Annotated in this window: 14 protein-coding genes; 10 read left to right on the top strand and 4 right to left on the bottom strand. The window is 49.1% G+C overall.

Annotated features, from left to right (window positions below; translation table 11 throughout):
• The first annotated feature begins 49 nt into the window (after positions 1-49).
• The 4 genes from dmsA (at position 50) to GC128_RS00960 (ending at position 5,417) form a co-directional block, all read left to right on the top strand.
• A complete protein-coding gene (dmsA, locus tag GC128_RS00975) occupies positions 50-2,494 on the top strand; it encodes a dimethylsulfoxide reductase subunit A (RefSeq protein ID WP_151992722.1) in 2,445 nt (814 codons plus the stop codon).
• A 10-nt stretch (positions 2,495-2,504) separates the two neighbouring features.
• Positions 2,505-3,122: a DMSO/selenate family reductase complex B subunit gene (locus tag GC128_RS00970; RefSeq protein ID WP_151992721.1), complete on the top strand. Its 618-nt coding sequence runs from the start codon at positions 2,505-2,507 to the stop codon at positions 3,120-3,122.
• A gap of 1 nt (position 3,123) precedes the next feature.
• A complete protein-coding gene (locus GC128_RS00965; RefSeq protein ID WP_151992720.1) occupies positions 3,124-3,984 on the top strand; it encodes a dimethyl sulfoxide reductase anchor subunit family protein in 861 nt (286 codons plus the stop codon).
• Between the two features lie 284 nt (positions 3,985-4,268).
• A complete protein-coding gene (locus tag GC128_RS00960; protein ID WP_151992719.1) occupies positions 4,269-5,417 on the top strand; it encodes an MFS transporter in 1,149 nt (382 codons plus the stop codon).
• 47 nt (positions 5,418-5,464) lie between these two features.
• Here GC128_RS00960 and pflA read toward each other — a convergent pair whose 3' ends face one another.
• The 4 genes from pflA to ycaO all read right to left on the bottom strand — a co-directional run bounded on the left by pflA (position 5,465) and on the right by ycaO (position 11,761).
• Positions 5,465-6,205: a pyruvate formate lyase 1-activating protein gene (pflA, locus tag GC128_RS00955; RefSeq protein WP_120065129.1), complete on the bottom strand. Its 741-nt coding sequence runs from the start codon at positions 6,203-6,205 to the stop codon at positions 5,465-5,467.
• A 199-nt stretch (positions 6,206-6,404) separates the two neighbouring features.
• The gene (gene pflB / locus GC128_RS00950) at positions 6,405-8,687 is read right to left on the bottom strand and encodes a formate C-acetyltransferase (protein WP_151992718.1); all 2,283 of its coding nucleotides are present in this window, start codon (positions 8,685-8,687) and stop codon (positions 6,405-6,407) included.
• 53 nt (positions 8,688-8,740) lie between these two features.
• Complete coding sequence (focA, locus tag GC128_RS00945; RefSeq protein WP_034494317.1) at positions 8,741-9,598, bottom strand: formate transporter FocA; 858 nt, start codon at positions 9,596-9,598, stop codon at positions 8,741-8,743.
• A 405-nt stretch (positions 9,599-10,003) separates the two neighbouring features.
• Positions 10,004-11,761 (bottom strand): 30S ribosomal protein S12 methylthiotransferase accessory factor YcaO, encoded by a 1,758-nt coding sequence (gene ycaO, locus GC128_RS00940; protein WP_151992717.1) that lies wholly within the window; start codon positions 11,759-11,761, stop codon positions 10,004-10,006.
• 138 nt (positions 11,762-11,899) lie between these two features.
• Between ycaO and GC128_RS00935 the strand changes: the two genes are divergently transcribed.
• From GC128_RS00935 to ihfB, 6 genes are all read left to right on the top strand, one after another.
• Positions 11,900-12,592: a DUF421 domain-containing protein gene (locus GC128_RS00935; RefSeq protein ID WP_151992716.1), complete on the top strand. Its 693-nt coding sequence runs from the start codon at positions 11,900-11,902 to the stop codon at positions 12,590-12,592.
• A 160-nt stretch (positions 12,593-12,752) separates the two neighbouring features.
• The gene (serC, locus tag GC128_RS00930; RefSeq protein ID WP_151992715.1) at positions 12,753-13,838 is read left to right on the top strand and encodes a 3-phosphoserine/phosphohydroxythreonine transaminase; all 1,086 of its coding nucleotides are present in this window, start codon (positions 12,753-12,755) and stop codon (positions 13,836-13,838) included.
• A 78-nt stretch (positions 13,839-13,916) separates the two neighbouring features.
• A complete protein-coding gene (gene aroA / locus GC128_RS00925; RefSeq protein WP_151992931.1) occupies positions 13,917-15,200 on the top strand; it encodes a 3-phosphoshikimate 1-carboxyvinyltransferase in 1,284 nt (427 codons plus the stop codon).
• A gap of 250 nt (positions 15,201-15,450) precedes the next feature.
• The gene (cmk, locus tag GC128_RS00920) at positions 15,451-16,137 is read left to right on the top strand and encodes a (d)CMP kinase (RefSeq protein WP_151992714.1); all 687 of its coding nucleotides are present in this window, start codon (positions 15,451-15,453) and stop codon (positions 16,135-16,137) included.
• Between the two features lie 195 nt (positions 16,138-16,332).
• Complete coding sequence (gene rpsA, locus GC128_RS00915) at positions 16,333-18,009, top strand: 30S ribosomal protein S1 (protein ID WP_064517522.1); 1,677 nt, start codon at positions 16,333-16,335, stop codon at positions 18,007-18,009.
• Between the two features lie 90 nt (positions 18,010-18,099).
• Positions 18,100-18,387, top strand: a complete 288-nt coding sequence (gene ihfB, locus GC128_RS00910) for an integration host factor subunit beta (protein ID WP_034494322.1) — start codon at positions 18,100-18,102, stop codon at positions 18,385-18,387.
• Positions 18,388-18,558: the final 171 nt, after the last annotated feature.

Below are 18,558 nucleotides of genomic sequence, written 5' to 3'. Positions count from 1 at the left end.
CAACCGTTGCCAGCTTGTTTAAATGTGAGCACTAAACAAGTGGGTCATTATGAAAGAGAAAACTTCTAATGCGGTCCTTACCGCACAAGTGAGTCGTCGTAAGCTGGTGCAAACCACAGCTATCGGTGGTCTTGCTGCTGCGAGTGGAGCATTAACACTTCCCTTTAGCCGCCTGGCTTTTGCACAGGCCGCCGCTGATACACAAACAGATGCTGAAAAAGTTATCTGGAGCGCCTGTACAGTAAACTGTGGTAGCCGTTGCCCACTTCGTATGCATGTGGCGGATGGTGAAATCAAATATGTTGAGACAGACAACACCGGTGATGACAACTATGAAGGGTTGCATCAGGTTCGTGCCTGCTTGCGTGGCCGCTCAATGCGTCGCCGTGTCTATAATGCCGATCGCCTGAAATATCCGATGAAGCGTGTTGGTGCGCGTGGAGAAGGGAAGTTTGAGCAAATCGGTTGGGATGAAGCTTTCGATACCATCGCCAACAGCATGAAGGGCATTATCAAAGAGTACGGTAACGAAGCTATCTATCTGAACTACGGTACGGGGACGTTGGGTGGAACAATGACTCGCTCCTGGCCACCAGGTTCTACGCTTATTGCCCGTTTGATGAACTGCTGCGGTGGTTATCTGAATCATTATGGCGACTATTCAACTGCACAAATTGCCGCTGGCCTGAACTATACCTACGGGGGCTGGGCGGATGGCAATAGTCCATCTGATATTGAAAATAGCAAATTAGTCGTGCTGTTTGGCAATAACCCTGGCGAAACGCGTATGAGCGGCGGCGGGGTGACTTACTATCTTGAACAAGCGCGCGAGAAATCTAATGCTCGCATGATTATCATCGATCCACGTTATACCGATACTGGGGCTGGTCGTGAAGATGAATGGATCCCTATTCGTCCTGGTACTGATACCGCCCTTATCTCAGCTTTAGCATGGGTAATGATCGCTGAAAATCTGGTTGATCAGCCATTCCTCGATAAATACTGCGTCGGTTACGACGAAAAAACTCTTCCAAAAACAGCTCCTGCTAACGGACATTACAAAGCCTATATTCTTGGTGAAGGAGCTGATGGCCAGGCAAAAACGCCACAATGGGCGGCCCAAATTACCGGTATTCCTGCCGATCGCATTATTAAACTTGCTCGTGAAATCGCCACGGCGAAACCGGCATTTATCAGCCAGGGTTGGGGGCCGCAGCGCCATTCAAATGGTGAGCTGGTTTCCCGCGCCATCGCCATGTTGTCGATTCTGACCGGCAACGTAGGGGTTAACGGTGGCAACAGCGGCGCGCGCGAAGGCTCTTATAGCTTGCCATTTGTGCGTATGCCGACACTGGAAAACCCGGTACAGACAAGTATTTCGATGTTCCTGTGGACCGATGCTATTGAACGTGGCCCGGAAATGACGGCAACGCGTGATGGCGTGCGTGGTAAAGATAAGCTCGATGTGCCAATCAAGATGGTCTGGAACTACGCCAGTAACTGCCTGATTAACCAGCACTCAGAAATTAACCGTACTCACGATATCCTACAAGACGACAAGAAATGCGAAATGATTGTGGTGATCGATAACCACATGACTTCATCAGCTAAATACGCAGATATATTGCTGCCTGACTGCACCGCATCTGAGCAGATGGACTTCTGCCTCGATGCGTCATGCGGAAACATGGCTTATGTAATTTTTGCCGATCAGGTGATCAAACCGCGTTTTGAGTGCAAAACCATTTATGAGATGACGACTGAACTGGCAAAACGCATGGGTGTTGAGCAACAGTTCACTGAAGGGCGCACGCAAGAAGGCTGGATGCGTCATCTCTATCAACAATCTCAGGAAGCGATTCCTGGCCTACCGAGCTTTGATGAATTCCGGAAAGTTGGCATCTTCAAGCAGCGCGACCCTGAAGGCCACCACGTGGCGTATAAAGCCTTCCGCGAAGACCCTGCGGCGAATCCACTGACGACACCATCAGGGAAAATTGAAATCTATTCTGAGCAGTTAGCCGAAATTGCAGCCACCTGGCAACTTGATGAAGGAGATGTCATCGATCCGCTGCCGGTTTACAGCGCGGGCTTTGAAAACTTTGGCGATCCGCTGGCCGAGAAATGGCCATTGCAGATGACGGGCTTCCATTACAAAGCGCGTACCCACTCAACCTACGGCAATGTGGATGTGTTGAAAGCAGCCTGTCGTCAGGAAATATGGATCAACCCAATTGATGCACAGCAACGTGGGATTAAGAACGGTGACATAGTGCGCATCTTCAATGGACGTGGGGAAGTTCAAATCAATGCGAAAGTGACACCACGCATAATACCTGGCGTTGTCGCGATGGGGGAAGGGGCCTGGTATAGCCCTGATGCCAATAAAGTTGACCACTCGGGTAGCATTAACGTGTTAACCACGCAGCGACCGTCGCCACTGGCAAAAGGCAACCCATCCCATAGTAACCTCGTCCAGGTCGAGAAGGCGTAAGGAATAGCTGATGACAACCCAATACGGATTTTATATAGACTCCAGCCGCTGCACTGGTTGTAAGACCTGCGAGCTGGCTTGTAAAGATTACAAAAATTTAGGCCCGGACGTCAGCTTCCGTCGCATTTATGAATATGCTGGCGGTGACTGGCAACAAGACAACGGAGTTTGGCAGCAAAACGTCTTTGCCTACTATCTGTCGATTGCTTGTAACCACTGTGAGGATCCGGCTTGCACCAAGGTCTGCCCAAGCGGTGCGATGCATAAGCGTGATGACGGTTTTGTGGTCGTTAATGAAGATGTTTGTATTGGCTGCCGCTATTGCCACATGGCTTGCCCGTACGGCGCACCACAGTACAACGCTGAAAAAGGTCATATGACTAAGTGTGATGGCTGTCATGAGCGTATTGCTGAAGGCAAGAAACCCATCTGTGTTGAGTCCTGCCCATTACGCGCGCTAGATATGGCACCAATTGCCGAACTGCGCGCGAAGTATGGAGAACAGGCCGCCATCGCTCCGCTGCCATCAGCACATTTCACCAAGCCAAATATTGTCATTAAACCTAACGCCAACAGCCGCCCATGTGGGGATAAAACCGGTTATCTGGCAAACCCGAAGGAGGTGTGAGATGGGTAACGGATGGCATGAATGGCCACTAATGGTCTTTACGGTTTTAGGACAGTGCGTCGCAGGTGGTTTTATTGTTATGGCATTAGCATTGCTGACTGGTGTTTCTGACCGGGCACAGCAAAAGCGTGTGCATTGGGCGATGATCGTGCTGTGGGTGTTGATGGGCATTGGTTTTATGGCCTCAGTACTGCATCTCGGCTCACCACTACGCGCCTTCAACTCGCTTAATCGCATCGGGGAATCAGCGCTCAGTAATGAAATTGCCAGCGGCTCGGTCTTCTTTGCAGTGGGTGGTTTCTGGTGGCTGATTACCGTGCTGGGCAAAATGCCGCAGGCACTGGGTAAAATCTGGATGACGCTGACGATGGTTCTGGGCGTATTTTTTGTCTGGATGATGTGTAAGGTCTACCTGATTGATACCGTACCGACCTGGTATAGTGTTTATACGCCGCTCAGTTTCTTCCTGACGATGTTTATAGGTGGGCCGCTACTCGGTTACTTACTGCTGCGTGTTGCAGGTGTAACGGGTTGGGGAATGCGTCTTCTTCCTGCAATTTCATTGCTGGCTGTTGTAGTAAGTTCCATGGTTGTGATGTTGCAGGGTATGGATTTAGCGACAATCCACAGCTCAATCATGCAGGCATCTGCACTGGTTCCTGAATACGGTGCATTGATGTCATGGCGCTTGTTGGTGCTGGCGCTTGCATTAGCTTGTTGGATTATCCCGCAACTCAAAGGTGGCCAGGCAAACCCTGCAGTTCTGACATTCGCCTTCGTGTTGGTTATTGTTGGTGAGCTAATTGGCCGCGGTGTGTTCTACGGTCTGCATATGACGGTTGGTATGGCTATCGCAAGTTAATGCCATCTCGATTAAATGCGCTTTCGGGCGCATTTAATCTTTTCGTATAAAAAATATCATCCGATTTACCATGAAAATTTTCATCCAACCCGCTTCGATTCCCAATACCTGATCCCATCAAAAACAGAGAGATAGCATTTCGTCTATATGCTTTGCTCAAAAGTAAGATAAGTTTTTCAAATCGACAGTTTTCAAATCGTGCCAGGCCCCGTCAGCACTGGATTGACAATCATTTTTCCAGTGGCATGATGCGCACAAATTATTCTCTTCCTCGCGGTTTCTACATGTCCACCTATACCCGACCAGTGATGCTTTTGCTCTGTGGTCTGATGCTTTTGACCCTGGCGATAGCGGTTTTAAATACGCTGGTTCCCCTCTGGTTAGCCCATGAACATCTTCCTACCTGGCAAGTCGGGATGGTCGGTTCGTCGTACTTTACCGGAAACTTAGTAGGTACATTACTGACCGGATGGCTCATCAAACGGCAGGGCTTTAATCGCAGCTACTATCTTGCGTCGCTGATTTTTGCTGCGGGTTGCGCAGGGCTTGGGTTAATGACCGGGTTCTGGAGCTGGATGATGTGGCGTTTCATCGCGGGTATTGGCTGCGCGATGATCTGGGTGGTGGTTGAGAGCGCGCTGATGTGCAGCGGGACTTCCCGTAATCGCGGGCGCTTGCTGGCGGCTTATATGATGGTTTATTACGTTGGCACGGTTCTGGGCCAGCTGATGATCAGCAAAATGCCAACGGATTTAGCCAGTGTTCTGCCGTGGGTGACCGCACTGATTTTGGCCGCGATTCTGCCGCTGTTGTTCGCTCGAATTGTGAATGACCGTAGTGAAAACCACGAAGCGACGCTAGTATGGCCGATGCTGCGCCTACGCCACGCTCGACTTGGGGTAAACGGCTGTATTATTTCCGGGATTGTTCTCGGTTCGCTGTACGGATTAATGCCGCTGTATTTAAACCATAAAGGCTTCAGCGATGCCGGTATTGGTTTCTGGATGGCGGTGATGGTTAGCGCGGGGATTGTGGGGCAGTGGCCAGTTGGCCGCCTTGCTGACCGTTTTGGCCGTTTGTTAGTGCTGCGCGTTCAGGTGTTTATTGTGATTATGGGTTGCATGGCGATGCTGACCAATGCCGCGATGGGGCCGACATTGTTTGTGCTCGGGGCGGCCGGCTTTACGCTGTACCCGGTGGCAATGGCCTGGGCCTGTGAGAAAGTTGAACATCACCAGCTGGTGGCAATGAACCAGGCGCTGTTATTGAGTTACACCGTTGGCAGCTTGCTTGGCCCAACGTTTACGTCAATGTTGATGCAAAGCTACTCTGACAGCTTACTGTTCGTGATGATTGCGGGTGTGGCATTTGTTTACTTGCTGATGTTGCTGCGTAAAGCAGGGCCTCATACGACACCGATTGCCCATGCCTGATACAAAAATGGCCCTCAACGAGGGCCATTTTTGCTAGTGCTTCGAGGTTAGTACATCACTTTGTGACCGTACTGTTCCAGAATACCTTTAACGCGTTCCATGGTTTCTTTCTTCGGTGGATGCACGCCATCAAGCTTGTATTCTTCGCCCATCGCCACCCATTTATGTTTGCCCAGTTCGTGATATGGCAGCAGCTCAATCTTCTCGACGTTGCCCATATCACGCGTGAACTCGCCAAGGCGATGCGCAGAGTCATCATCATCAGACCAGCCCGGTACAACAACGTAACGAATCCAGACATTCACGTTTTTGTCGGACAGGTAGCGTGCAAATTCCAGCGTACGATGGTTTGAAACGCCAACCAGATTCTGGTGAATCTCGTCGTTCATCTGTTTCAAATCCAGCATCACCAGATCGGTCACTTCGAGTAATTCATCAATCACCGGATCGTAGCGGCGCACAAAACCGTTGGTATCAAGACAAGTATGAATGCCTTCGGTACGGCAAGCGCGGAACCAGTCACGTACAAATTCGGCCTGCAGAATGGCTTCGCCACCAGACGCTGTGACACCGCCACCAGAAGCGTTCATAAAGTGGCGATAGGTCACCACTTCTTTCATCAGTTCTTCAACGGTAATCTCTTTGCCGCCGTGCGTATCCCATGTGTCACGGTTATGGCAATACAGGCAGCGCATCAGGCAGCCCTGGAAGAAGGTGATAAAACGAATACCGGGACCATCCACGGTACCGCAGGATTCAAAGGAGTGAATTCGGCCAATTACTGACATTGCGGTGTTATCTCCAGTATTGACTGATGCGCAAACGCATAAGCCAGGTTGAGCGCGGTCTTTAATAAATTGCCGCGTCGAATCAATTTTGCAAGATACCTTAAACGTAGCAGTTATCTTGCAAAACCGGTTCTTCACAAAGAAAAGGCTCCACCGAGGTGGAGCCTTGTATTCTACGCCTTTTCAGACAAACCGTGAATTACATGGTTTGAGTGAAGGTACGAGTAATAACGTCCTGCTGTTGTTCTTTAGTCAGGGAGTTAAAACGTACAGCGTAACCAGATACACGAATGGTCAGCTGAGGATATTTCTCAGGGTGTTCCATCGCATCCAGCAGCATTTCACGGTTCATCACGTTCACGTTCAGGTGTTGACCACCTTCGATGGACGCTTCGTGGTGGAAGTAACCATCCATCAGACCCGCGAGGTTAGTTTTACGAACTTCGTCGTCTTTACCCAGTGCGTTAGGAACGATAGAGAAGGTGTAAGAGATACCATCTTTAGCGTAAGCAAACGGCAGTTTAGCAACGGAAGTCAGAGAGGCAACAGCACCTTTCTGGTCACGACCGTGCATTGGGTTAGCACCTGGACCGAATGGAGCGCCAGCGCGACGACCGTCTGGGGTGTTACCGGTTTTCTTACCATAAACCACGTTAGAGGTGATGGTCAGAACAGACTGAGTCGGGATAGCGTTACGGTAAGTAGTCAGTTTCTGAATTTTCTTCATGAAACGTTCTACCAGGTCAACAGCGATATCATCTACGCGAGAATCGTTGTTACCGAACATTGGGTATTCGCCTTCGATTTCGAAGTCTACAGCCAGGCCGTCTTCGTCACGAACAGGTTTAACTTTCGCATACTTGATTGCAGACAGGGAGTCAGCTGCAACAGACAGACCCGCGATACCACAAGCCATGGTGCGAACAACGTCACGGTCATGCAGAGCCATCAGAGACGCTTCGTAGCTGTATTTATCATGCATGTAGTGAATGATGTTCAGCGCAGTGACGTACTGCTTAGCCAGCCAATCCATGAAGTGATCCAGGCGATCCAAGACGTTATCGTAGTCCAGAACATCAGCCATAATTGGTGCTTCTTTAGGACCAATTTGGATTTTCAGCTTTTCATCAACGCCGCCGTTGATTGCATACAGCATGGTTTTCGCGAGGTTTGCACGAGCACCGAAGAACTGCATTTGCTTACCAACAATCATTGGGCTTACGCAGCATGCGATTGCGTAGTCATCGTTGTTGAAGTCAGGACGCATCAGATCGTCATTCTCGTATTGCAGAGAAGAGGTATCGATGGAAACCTTAGCTGCGAACTTCTTGAAGTTCAGTGGCAGTTTTTCAGACCACAGAATAGTGATGTTCGGCTCCGGAGACGGCCCCATGGTGTACAGGGTGTTCAGGAAACGGAAGCTAGATTTGGTAACCAGAGTACGGCCATCTACACCCATACCGGCGATAGATTCGGTCGCCCAGATTGGGTCACCAGAGAACAGCTCATCATACTCAGGGGTACGCAGGAAGCGAACCATACGCAGTTTCATGACCAGGTGGTCAATCATTTCCTGTGCTTCAAGCTCAGTAATTTTGCCTGCTTTCAGGTCACGTTCGATGAATGCATCCAGGAAGGTGGATACACGACCGAAGGACATTGCAGCGCCGTTCTGAGATTTAACCGCAGCCAGGTAGCCGAAGTAAGTCCACTGAATAGCTTCTTGAGCATTTTTAGCAGGACCAGAGATATCGCAGCCATATTTAGCAGCCATTTCTTTGATCTGACCCAGAGCACGGTGCTGCTCGGAGATTTCTTCACGCAGACGGATAGTTGCTTCCAGATCTTCGCCGTTTTCCAGTTTGGTCTGCAGAGAGTTGAACTGAGCAAATTTGTCTTTCATCAGGAAGTCGATACCGTACAGCGCTACGCGTCGGTAGTCACCAATGATACGACCACGACCGTAAGCATCCGGCAGACCGGTGATTACGCCTGATTTACGGCAGTTCAGGATGTCTTTGGTATAAACGTCAAACACACCCTGGTTGTGGGTTTTGCGGTATTCGGTGAAGATCTTTTTAAGCATTGGGTCAAGTTCACGACCGTATACTTTGCAAGAACCTTCAACCATTTTGATGCCACCAAACGGAATAATTGCACGTTTCAGTGGAGCATCAGTCTGCAAGCCAACGATAGTTTCGAGGGACTTGTTGATGTAACCAGCATCATGAGAGGTGATGGTGGAAGCGAGATCAGTGTCGAAGTCAACAGGCGCGTGAGTGCGGTTTTCCTGTTTAACGCCTTCCATAACGTTGTCCCACAGAGCGGTAGTTGCGTCTGTAGCACCTGCCAGGAAGGACTCGTCACCCTCGTAAGGGGTGTAGTTTTTCTGAATAAAGTCACGCACGTTGACTTCATTCTGCCAGTCGCCTTTAGCAAAACCTTCCCAAGCGGTGGCTAACTTTTCATTAAGTTCGGACATTTAACACCTACCTTCTAATGTGGATTTCTTATTCCCTGAACAATGGTTAGCACTTAGTGCTTATCGCCACCGCGCAGATAAATTACCCAGTACGTCAACCCAACCAGTACACCGCCACCAATGATGTTCCCGATAGTTACTGGGATCAGGTTATCAGTGATGAAATTCAGTACGGTCAAGTGTGTGAAATTGTCCGGAGACGACCCAACTGCGGTCCAGAATTCCGGGCTTGCAAAGTTGCGTACTACGATACCCAAAGGGATCATGAACATGTTTGCGATACTGTGCTCAAAACCGCAAGCAACAAACATGGCGACCGGAAGGATCATAGCAAACATCTTGTCCATCAAACTGCGACCCGAGTAGCTCATCCAGACAGCCAGACAGACCATCAAGTTAGCTAAAATACCGAGGCAAACAGCTTCAATAAAGGTGTGATGCATTTTGTGGTCTGCGGTTTGAAGCACATTCAGACCCCACGCACCGTTGGCCGTCATATACATGCCTGACAACCAAATCAACACCACGAATAGCAATGCACCAACCAAGTTTCCGACGTAGACGTTAATCCAGTTCTTGGCTAGCTGACCCCAGGTGATTCGCCCGCTGGCTTTCGCAACAACGATTAACACCGTAGAGGTGAAAAGGTCGGCACCGCAGATGACACAAAGGATAAGCCCTAAGGAGAAGCAAGTTCCACCAATCAGTTTTGCAATCCCAAATGGAATAGTTGCAGTACCTGTAGTGGCAGTGATGTAAAAGACAAAGGCAATCGAGATGAACATGCCCGCAGTGATCGCTAAATAAAACGTAGTCAGCGGGTGTTTTGTTGCTTTATAGACGCCAGCATCTTCGGCGACTTTCGCCATAGCGGCTGGGAGCAATAGATCAAAAGGGTTGTCAGCTTTCACACTAACTCTCTCTTATTTAATTCGGCGACGAGATACTAACAAAGCATTATAGAGTAAAAATTGATATGGATCATATCTCGCCAAGCTTATAGGCCTGTTAAAAGCAGGTGATTACCTGATTTTCAGCGTAAGTAATTGATATTAATTATAAAAATAAAGTTTAAAATTTATAACGTAATTTGATATTTACCCTCGAAGCCCAGGTGAATGGTTAATTAGAAATGAGTATTTCAATAATTTTGCAACAATATTTATAGCTTAAAATAATATTATTTCACCAATATTTAACTATTGAGTCACAAATGAAATTATTGTGGTGACAATAAAAACACGGGGCAATAAAAATCGCCCCGTAATATAGCGTAAACATTAAGGTTTACGTAGCTTGAGTTTTAGTTTTTGACTTTATTTCCAAAATGCCGCTTTTGCGCGTTGCAATTTTTCATACGCGCTTAACAACGCTTGGTGCGCAGGGAAGGCTTTTAAATCGCTATCTACAACTTGCAGGCCATAGAATGCAGCTTCGCCACTCAGGGCGGCGCTTGCAGCTTCAACCGTTTCGGCGCCGTACATGCGTACGAAGGCATTCAGGTATTGCAGCGGTTGGCGATCTTCTTCCATTGCTAAAAGCAGTAACGTTTGCAGGCAACGGTAGTAGTTAGCACGCTCAGCGCTGAAAATAGAGGCGTTGAACTCCATCGTCCATTCAGTCCAGATAAGCGCCTGCTCGGTATCGCCACCCGCCAGTGCCAGCATGGCCTTCAGCTCACCAATACGCAGCGTGTACCAGCCGTTGTCTTTACCGGTCGCCAGGCCCAGCAGTTCACGCACACGAGTGAAATCATCATGGCCTTCTTCATCTAACTGCGAGATGAGATTGAGATAATCCTGTTTTTCCCACTCGCTGCCCGGCAGTGCCAGAATAGTGTCGCGCAGGTGATAGCCCATATTGTTGTTTGCGAGTAACAGGTCTTCAGCCGGGTAAATATCAGACATGCCTGGCACGATGATGCGGCAAGCGTAAACATCCAGATGCTGGTAGTCAGCGATGTAGACTTCCTGGTGTTCTGCATCAAAAATTGCCATCAACGTGGCAAACTCTTCCTCTGTTGTGCCGGAGAAGCTCCAGTCAACAAATGGATAGTCAGCATCTTGCTTGAACATATCCCAGGAGATCAGACCGCTGGAATCAATGAAGTGAGTTTCCAGATTTGCATGTTCGGCCACCTCTTCGTCGTCAAAGGTTGGTGGGGTGAATACATCGAGGTCTTTCAGACCACGACCCTGCAGCAGTTCTGTTACGGTACGTTCCAGCGCAACGCCAAAATCTGGGTGAGCACCAAACGAGGCAAAGCAGGTGCCATTTGCCGGGTTGAATAACACAACACAGATAACTGGGTATTTGCCGCCTAATGAACCGTCATACGCGAAGATTGGGAAACCTTCAGCTTCAAGTGTTGCAATAGACTCAACCACGCTCGGATAACGTGCCAGCACTTCCTGCGGGATTTCTGGCAAGCTGATGCTTTCGGCAATAATGCGATTTTTAATATGGCGTTCGAAGACTTCAGATAGTGCTTGTACGCGAGCCTCGTTTGCAGTGTTCCCTGCGGACATCCCATTTGAAACATACAGGTTGCCGATGATGTTCATCGGAATATACACAGTTTCTTGATCGGACTGGCGGGTGAATGGCAGTGCACAGATACCGCGCTCTTCATTACCAGATTGCAGGTCAATAAGCATACCTGCGGTGACTTCGTTTTCAGGGTCGTAAAACGCGCGCAGACGAGAGTCCAGGATGCCTTCCGGCAATTGCTCATCTTCTGGGATTGGGAACCACTTCTCGTTTGGATAATGCACAAACGGGCCATTGGCTATGGTTTTGCCCAACCAGAAATCAGCAAAGAAATAGTTAGTCGACAGACGTTCGAAATATTCACCCAGCGCTGAAGCTAAAGCAGCTTTTTTAGTTGCGCCTTTACCATTGGTAAAGCAAAGCGCGCTGTCTTTATCACGGATGTGCACTGACCAGACGTTCGGTACTGGGTTTAACCAGGAGGCTTCTTCTATATTAAAGCCAAGATCGGCGAGTTTGGTCTGAAAGCGAGCGATGGAGTCTTCCAGAGCGGCATCTTTGCCAGGAATAAAGGTTTGAGTCATGAGGTTTCACTTTTGTCGTACGCAAAGCGCGCAATGATACGGGTTTTAGCAGACTGACGCCATCGTCAGCAGCACGCAGGCGGCCTTAGCATAACAGGCTATGCTTACTGTCAGTAACCTACTGTTATGGCGGTATAAATGAAGACTTTTGATCTCCAGCGGATGGCTCTTGACGAAGTCCCTCTCGATTTTCTGTGGGAAGTGGCTTTTCGTAGTCTCTACACCTTTATATTAGTGTTCCTGTTTTTGAAGATAACCGGACGGCGTGGCGTACGGCAGATGTCGCTTTTTGAAGTGCTAATTATACTGACGCTTGGCTCGGCGGCAGGGGATGTGGCGTTTTATCATGATGTCCCGATGCTACCTGTGTTTGTCGTATTCATTACTCTGGCCTGTTTGTATCGTCTGGTCATGTGGTTGATGAGCCACAGTGAAAAACTGGAAAACCTTCTGGAAGGGAAACCGGCTGTCATTATCGAAGATGGTGAGTTTGCGTGGGAGAAAATGAACGCCCAGAACATGACCGAGTTTGAGTTTTTTATGGAGCTACGACTGCATGGCGTGGAGCATTTGGGGCAGGTGTGCCTGGCGATACTCGAAACTAACGGCCAGATTAGCGTTTATTACTTCCCCGACGATCTTGTCCGGCCTGGTTTATCAATTTTGCCGGAGTATTGCAGCAAACGTTTCGAAGTGATTCCTGAAGATGGTGATTACGCCTGCATACATTGCAGCGAAGTGCTTACCTTTAATGCGGGCGTTGAAGCAGCATGCCCACGTTGTAAACATCTGAAATGGGTCAAAGCCAGCACCGCCACGCGAGTGACGTGACGGGCGGTTATCGGGCGTTTACTTCAGCGACTAGTTGATTATGTTGTGTGATTTTGCGCACATTACCTAGCCATGCCTGATTAACCGTTGCAGCCTCTGCATCTGAGTGATAAAACCGATAGCGTGATAAAACTTATTGCTCTAAGCGTGGTGAGGGGAAATGGCTCAGGTATACAATTTTAGTTCCGGCCCGGCAATGCTGCCGGCTGAAGTGCTTCGTCGTGCGCAACTTGAACTCTGCGACTGGCAAGGTTTAGGCACCTCCGTAATGGAGATTAGCCACCGTGGTAAAGAGTTTATTGAGGTCGCTGAAGAAGCTGAAAAAGATTTTCGTGATCTGCTGCAAATCCCCTCAAACTACAAAGTTTTGTTCTGTCACGGCGGCGGTCGCGGCCAATTTGCTGGTGTACCGTTAAACCTGCTGGGCGACAAAACTACCGCAGATTATGTTGATGGCGGTTACTGGGCGAGTAGCGCAGTAAAAGAAGCGCATAAATACTGCACTCCGAATGTTATTGATGCCAAAGTCGCCACTGATGGCCTGCGTGCCATCAAACCGATGAGCGAGTGGCAGGTTTCTGAAAACAGTGCCTACCTGCACTATTGCCCGAATGAAACTATTGACGGTATCGCGACTCATGAAACGCCTGATTTCGGCGATACAGTCGTGGTTGCTGACTACTCATCCTCTATTCTGTCGCACCCGATGGATATCAGTCGTTTTGGTGTTGTTTACGCAGGTGCGCAGAAAAACATCGGCCCTGCGGGTTTGACGTTGGTTATTGTGCGTGAAGATTTGCTCGGCAAGGCGCATAAAGCTTGCCCGTCAATTCTTGACTATACCGTGCTTAACGAAAATGACTCCATGTTTAACACCCCGCCAACTTTCGCCTGGTACCTTTCCGGTCTGGTCTTCAAATGGCTGAAAGAGCAGGGCGGCGTTGAAGCAATGGACAAAACCAACAAAGCAAAAGCCGAGTTGTTATATGGTGTTATCGATAAAAGCGACTTCTACCGTAACGATGTGGCTTCGGCTAACCGTTCACGTATGAACGTGCCGTTCCAGTTAGCTGACAGCGCACTTGATAAAGTGTTCCTGGAAGAGTCGTTTGCCGCGGGTCTGCATGCACTGAAGGGCCACCGCGTAGTGGGTGGTATGCGCGCATCCATCTACAATGCAATGCCGCTTGAGGGCGTACAAGCGTTAACCAACTTTATGGTCGACTTCGAACGTCGCCACGGTTGATCGTTGCTCGTTGTTATTCTCCCCGCGACTCGCTTCGCGGGGTTTTATTCTGTTTGAGTTGAGAGTATTTTCCCCATGCTGGAATCCCTGACGTTACAACCCATCGCCCTTGTCGACGGCACAATTAATCTCCCTGGTTCAAAAAGTGTCTCTAACCGAGCTTTGTTGCTGGCAGCGCTGGCGAATGGCACCACCGAACTGACTAATTTGCTGGATAGCGACGATGTGCGTCACATGCTCAACGCGCTGAAAGCATTAGGGGTGAGCTACACACTTTCCGCCGATCGTACGCGTTGTGAAGTCACAGGAATGGGTGGTCCGTTACAAGCATCGGGTGAACTTGAGTTGTTTTTAGGTAATGCCGGTACGGCAATGCGCCCGCTGGCGGCGGCATTGTGTCTGGGTAGCAGTAACATCGTGCTGACGGGTGAACCGCGCATGAAAGAACGTCCAATTGGCCATCTGGTTGATGCATTACGCCAGGGCGGCGCTCAGATTGATTATCTGGAGCAGGATAATTACCCGCCGTTGCGTTTGCGTGGCGGTTTTAGCGGCGGCCAGGTTTCGGTTGATGGCAGTGTTTCCAGCCAGTTCCTGACGGCGCTTTTAATGACCGCTCCACTGGCGGCAAACGACACCGAAATCACCATTAAAGGTGAGCTGGTATCGAAACCGTATATCGATATCACCCTGCACCTGATGAAAACTTTTGGTGTTGAAGTCGAAAACCGTGATTACCGGAGCTTTGTTATTCGTGGCAGCCAGCAGTACACCTCACCAGGCGCGTATCTGGTGGAAGGCGATGCCTCTTCTGCTTCTTACTTCCTCGCGGCTGGCGCAATCAAAGGCGGCACGGTAAAAGTCACGGGTATTGGCCGTAACAGCGTACAAGGCGATATCCGCTTTGCTGATGTGTTGGAAAGAATGGGTGCAAAAATTACCTGGGGCGATGATTTCATCTCCTGCGAGCGCGGGGAACTTAACGCCATTGATATGGATATGAACCATATCCCAGATGCGGCAATGACCATTGCTACCGCTGCGTTGTTTGCTAAAGGCACCACTACACTGCGTAATATTTATAACTGGCGTGTGAAAGAGACTGACCGCCTGAGCGCGATGGCAACAGAGTTGCGTAAAGTCGGAGCGGTGGTAGAAGAGGGCGAAGATTACATTACTGTGACGCCGCCAGCTCAGCTACAGGTTGCTGAAATCGGCACCTATAACGACCACCGTATGGCGATGTGTTTCTCGCTGGTGGCATTGTCCGACACACCAGTAACTATCCTTGACCCGAAATGTACCGCGAAAACTTTCCCGGACTATTTTGAGCAGTTAGCGCGTATTAGCACCCCTGCTTAATACCTGAAGATAAGCTCCGACCTCACAATGAGGCGGAGCTGATTTCAACGAATTTTCCCTTCTGATATCACATCCTTTGTATCCATTCCTGCTGTTTTCCCAGGCTTTTTAACGTAAGTTGCGCAATTCTTCTACACTCAGCCTCATTAACTACGATAATTGGCAGGAAAGATAACGGTCAGTAATCTGGCGGCGTATAATATGCGGCGTTGATATTTTAGGTCCGCAATTCCAGCGAGAGGAGAGTACGATGACGGCACCCGCCCCGGTAATAACGATTGATGGCCCAAGCGGCGCAGGTAAAGGTACGCTGTGTAAGGCCATGGCGGAAGCGTTGCAATGGCATCTACTTGATTCTGGTGCAATTTATCGAGTTCTTGCATTAGCAGCCCTGCATCACCAGGTTGATGTGACTTCTGAAGATGCGCTGGTTCCTTTAGCTGCACATTTGGATGTTCGCTTTGTAGCGAGTAATGGCAATCTGGAAGTTATCCTTGAAGGTGAGGATGTCAGCGCGGAGATTCGTACTCAGGAGGTTGCTAATGCAGCGTCTCAAGTCGCCGCTTTTCCTCGTGTACGTGAAGCGTTATTACGCCGTCAGCGTGCGTTCAGAGAGGCCCCTGGCCTGATTGCTGATGGCCGTGATATGGGAACAGTCGTTTTCCCTGATGCACCGGTAAAAATCTTCCTTGATGCCTCATCTGAAGAGCGTGCTCACAGGCGTATGCTGCAGTTGCAGGAGAAGGGCTTTAGTGTTAACTTTGAGCGCCTTTTGGCAGAAATTAAAGAACGTGATGATCGTGACCGTAACCGTGCTGTAGCACCGTTAGTGCCAGCCGCAGATGCGTTGGTGCTGGACTCAACCAGCATGTCCATTGACGAAGTCATCAAACAAGCGTTGACGTACGCGCAGAAAATTTTAACACCAGCTCAATAGTCAATATTGCGCTGGTGTCTGTTTTGTCATATTTGTCATGATATTGCCATAGTGGTATCCTGACATATCGGGTAGATTTTTACCCCTGTAACCTAAACCCTGTCGGCATGGAGCCAATGGCGGGGTATGTGAAACAACCCCATTCGGCGGGATGCTAAATGGACGTTAAACTAAAGAACCTTGAAGATTAACAACATGACTGAATCTTTCGCTCAACTCTTTGAAGAATCCCTTAAAACAATCGAAACCCGTCCGGGTTCCATCGTTCGTGGTGTTGTAGTTTCTATCGATAAAGACGTAGTATTGGTTGACGCCGGTCTGAAATCTGAATCTGCAATTCCGATTGAGCAGTTCAAAAATGCTGCTGGCGAACTGGAAATCCAGGTTGGTGACGAAGTTGATGTTGCTCTGGATGCTGTTGAAGATGGCTTTGGCGAAACTCTGCTGTCCCGTGAAAAAGCTAAGCGTCACGAAGCTTGGATCACGCTGGAAAAAGCTTACGAAGAAGCTGAAACTGTGGTCGGTATCATCAACGGCAAAGTTAAGGGTGGCTTCACTGTAGAGCTGAACGGTATTCGTGCGTTCCTGCCAGGTTCACTGGTAGATGTTCGTCCGGTACGTGACACTCTGCACCTGGAAGGCAAAGAGCTTGAGTTCAAAGTCATCAAGCTGGACCAGAAGCGTAACAACGTTGTTGTTTCTCGTCGTGCAGTTATCGAATCCGAAAACAGCGCAGAACGTGATCAACTGCTGGAAAACCTGCAAGAAGGCATGGAAGTTAAAGGTATCGTTAAGAACCTTACTGACTACGGTGCATTCGTTGATCTGGGCGGCGTTGACGGCCTGCTGCACATCACTGATATGGCATGGAAACGCGTTAAGCATCCAAGCGAAATCGTGAATGTTGGCGATGAAATTACCGTTAAAGTACTGAAGTTCGACCGTGAGCGTACTCGTGTGTCTCTGGGTCTGAAACAACTGGGCGAAGATCCATGGGTCGCAATCGCTAAGCGTTATCCAGAAGGTACCAAACTGACTGGTCGCGTGACTAACCTGACTGATTACGGCTGCTTCGTAGAAATCGAAGAAGGCGTTGAAGGCCTGGTTCACGTTTCCGAAATGGATTGGACCAACAAAAACATCCACCCATCCAAAGTTGTTAACGTTGGTGATGTAGTGGAAGTTATGGTTCTGGATATCGACGAAGAACGTCGTCGTATCTCCCTGGGTCTGAAGCAGTGCAAATCTAACCCATGGCAGCTGTTCGCTGAAACCCACAACAAGGGCGACCGCGTTGAAGGTAAAATCAAGTCTATCACTGACTTCGGTATCTTCATCGGCCTGGACGGTGGCATCGACGGCCTGGTTCACCTGTCTGATATCTCCTGGAACGTTGCAGGCGAAGAAGCAGTTCGTGAATACAAGAAAGGCGACGAAATCGCGGCTGTGGTTCTGCAAGTTGACGCAGAACGTGAGCGTATCTCCCTGGGTGTTAAACAACTCGCAGAAGATCCGTTCAACAACTACGTTGCACTGAACAAGAAAGGTACTATCGTTACTGGTAAAGTAACAGCAGTAGACGCGAAAGGTGCTACAGTTGAATTAGCAGATGGCGTAGAAGGCTACCTGCGTGCTTCTGAAGCTTCCCGTGACCGCGTTGAAGATGCAACTCTGGTTCTGAGCGTAGGCGACGACGTTGAAGCTAAATTCACCGGCGTTGACCGTAAAAACCGTGTTGTGAGCCTGTCTGTTCGTGCTAAAGACGAAGCTGACGAGAAAGATGCAATCGCTACTGTTAACAACAAACAGGAAGATGCACCGAACTTCTCTAACGCTATGGCTGAAGCATTTAAAGCAGCTAAAGGCGAGTAATCGTCTGAGCACTAAATCAGGGCGGCTACGGCCGCCCTTGTTCGATTGATAGCTGTAAGTTAATTTTCCTGAAAGGAAACCGGAGGAATCATGACCAAGTCAGAATTGATAGAAAGACTGGCAACTTCGCAATCTCACATCCCGGCGAAAGCTGTAGAAGATGCAGTGAAAGAGATGCTGGAGCATATGGCCTCTACTCTCGCCCAAGGTGAGCGTATTGAAATCCGGGGTTTCGGCAGTTTTTCCTTACACTATCGCGCACCTCGCACCGGACGTAACCCTAAAACTGGCGACAAAGTGGATCTGGAAGGCAAATACGTTCCGCACTTTAAACCAGGTAAAGAATTACGTGACCGCGCCAATATTTACGGCAATTAAATCTTCGGATTTGATTCTTAAGAACGGCACCTTCGGGTGCCGTTTTTTTATGTCTGAAATTTGTAATTCCGAGTCCCCTCGCAAAAATATTCAGCTCATTTTCAAATAGCATAAAATCTGTGGAACCCTTCTCGTGTAATCAATAAACCCAGGCTGACGCAAATGCCAGGA

Origin of the sequence: Buttiauxella massiliensis, assembly GCF_902500225.1 — a bacterium.
In the GTDB taxonomy this organism is placed as follows: domain Bacteria; phylum Pseudomonadota; class Gammaproteobacteria; order Enterobacterales; family Enterobacteriaceae; genus Buttiauxella; species Buttiauxella massiliensis.
This window is presented reverse-complemented; position numbering and strand designations above follow the sequence as displayed.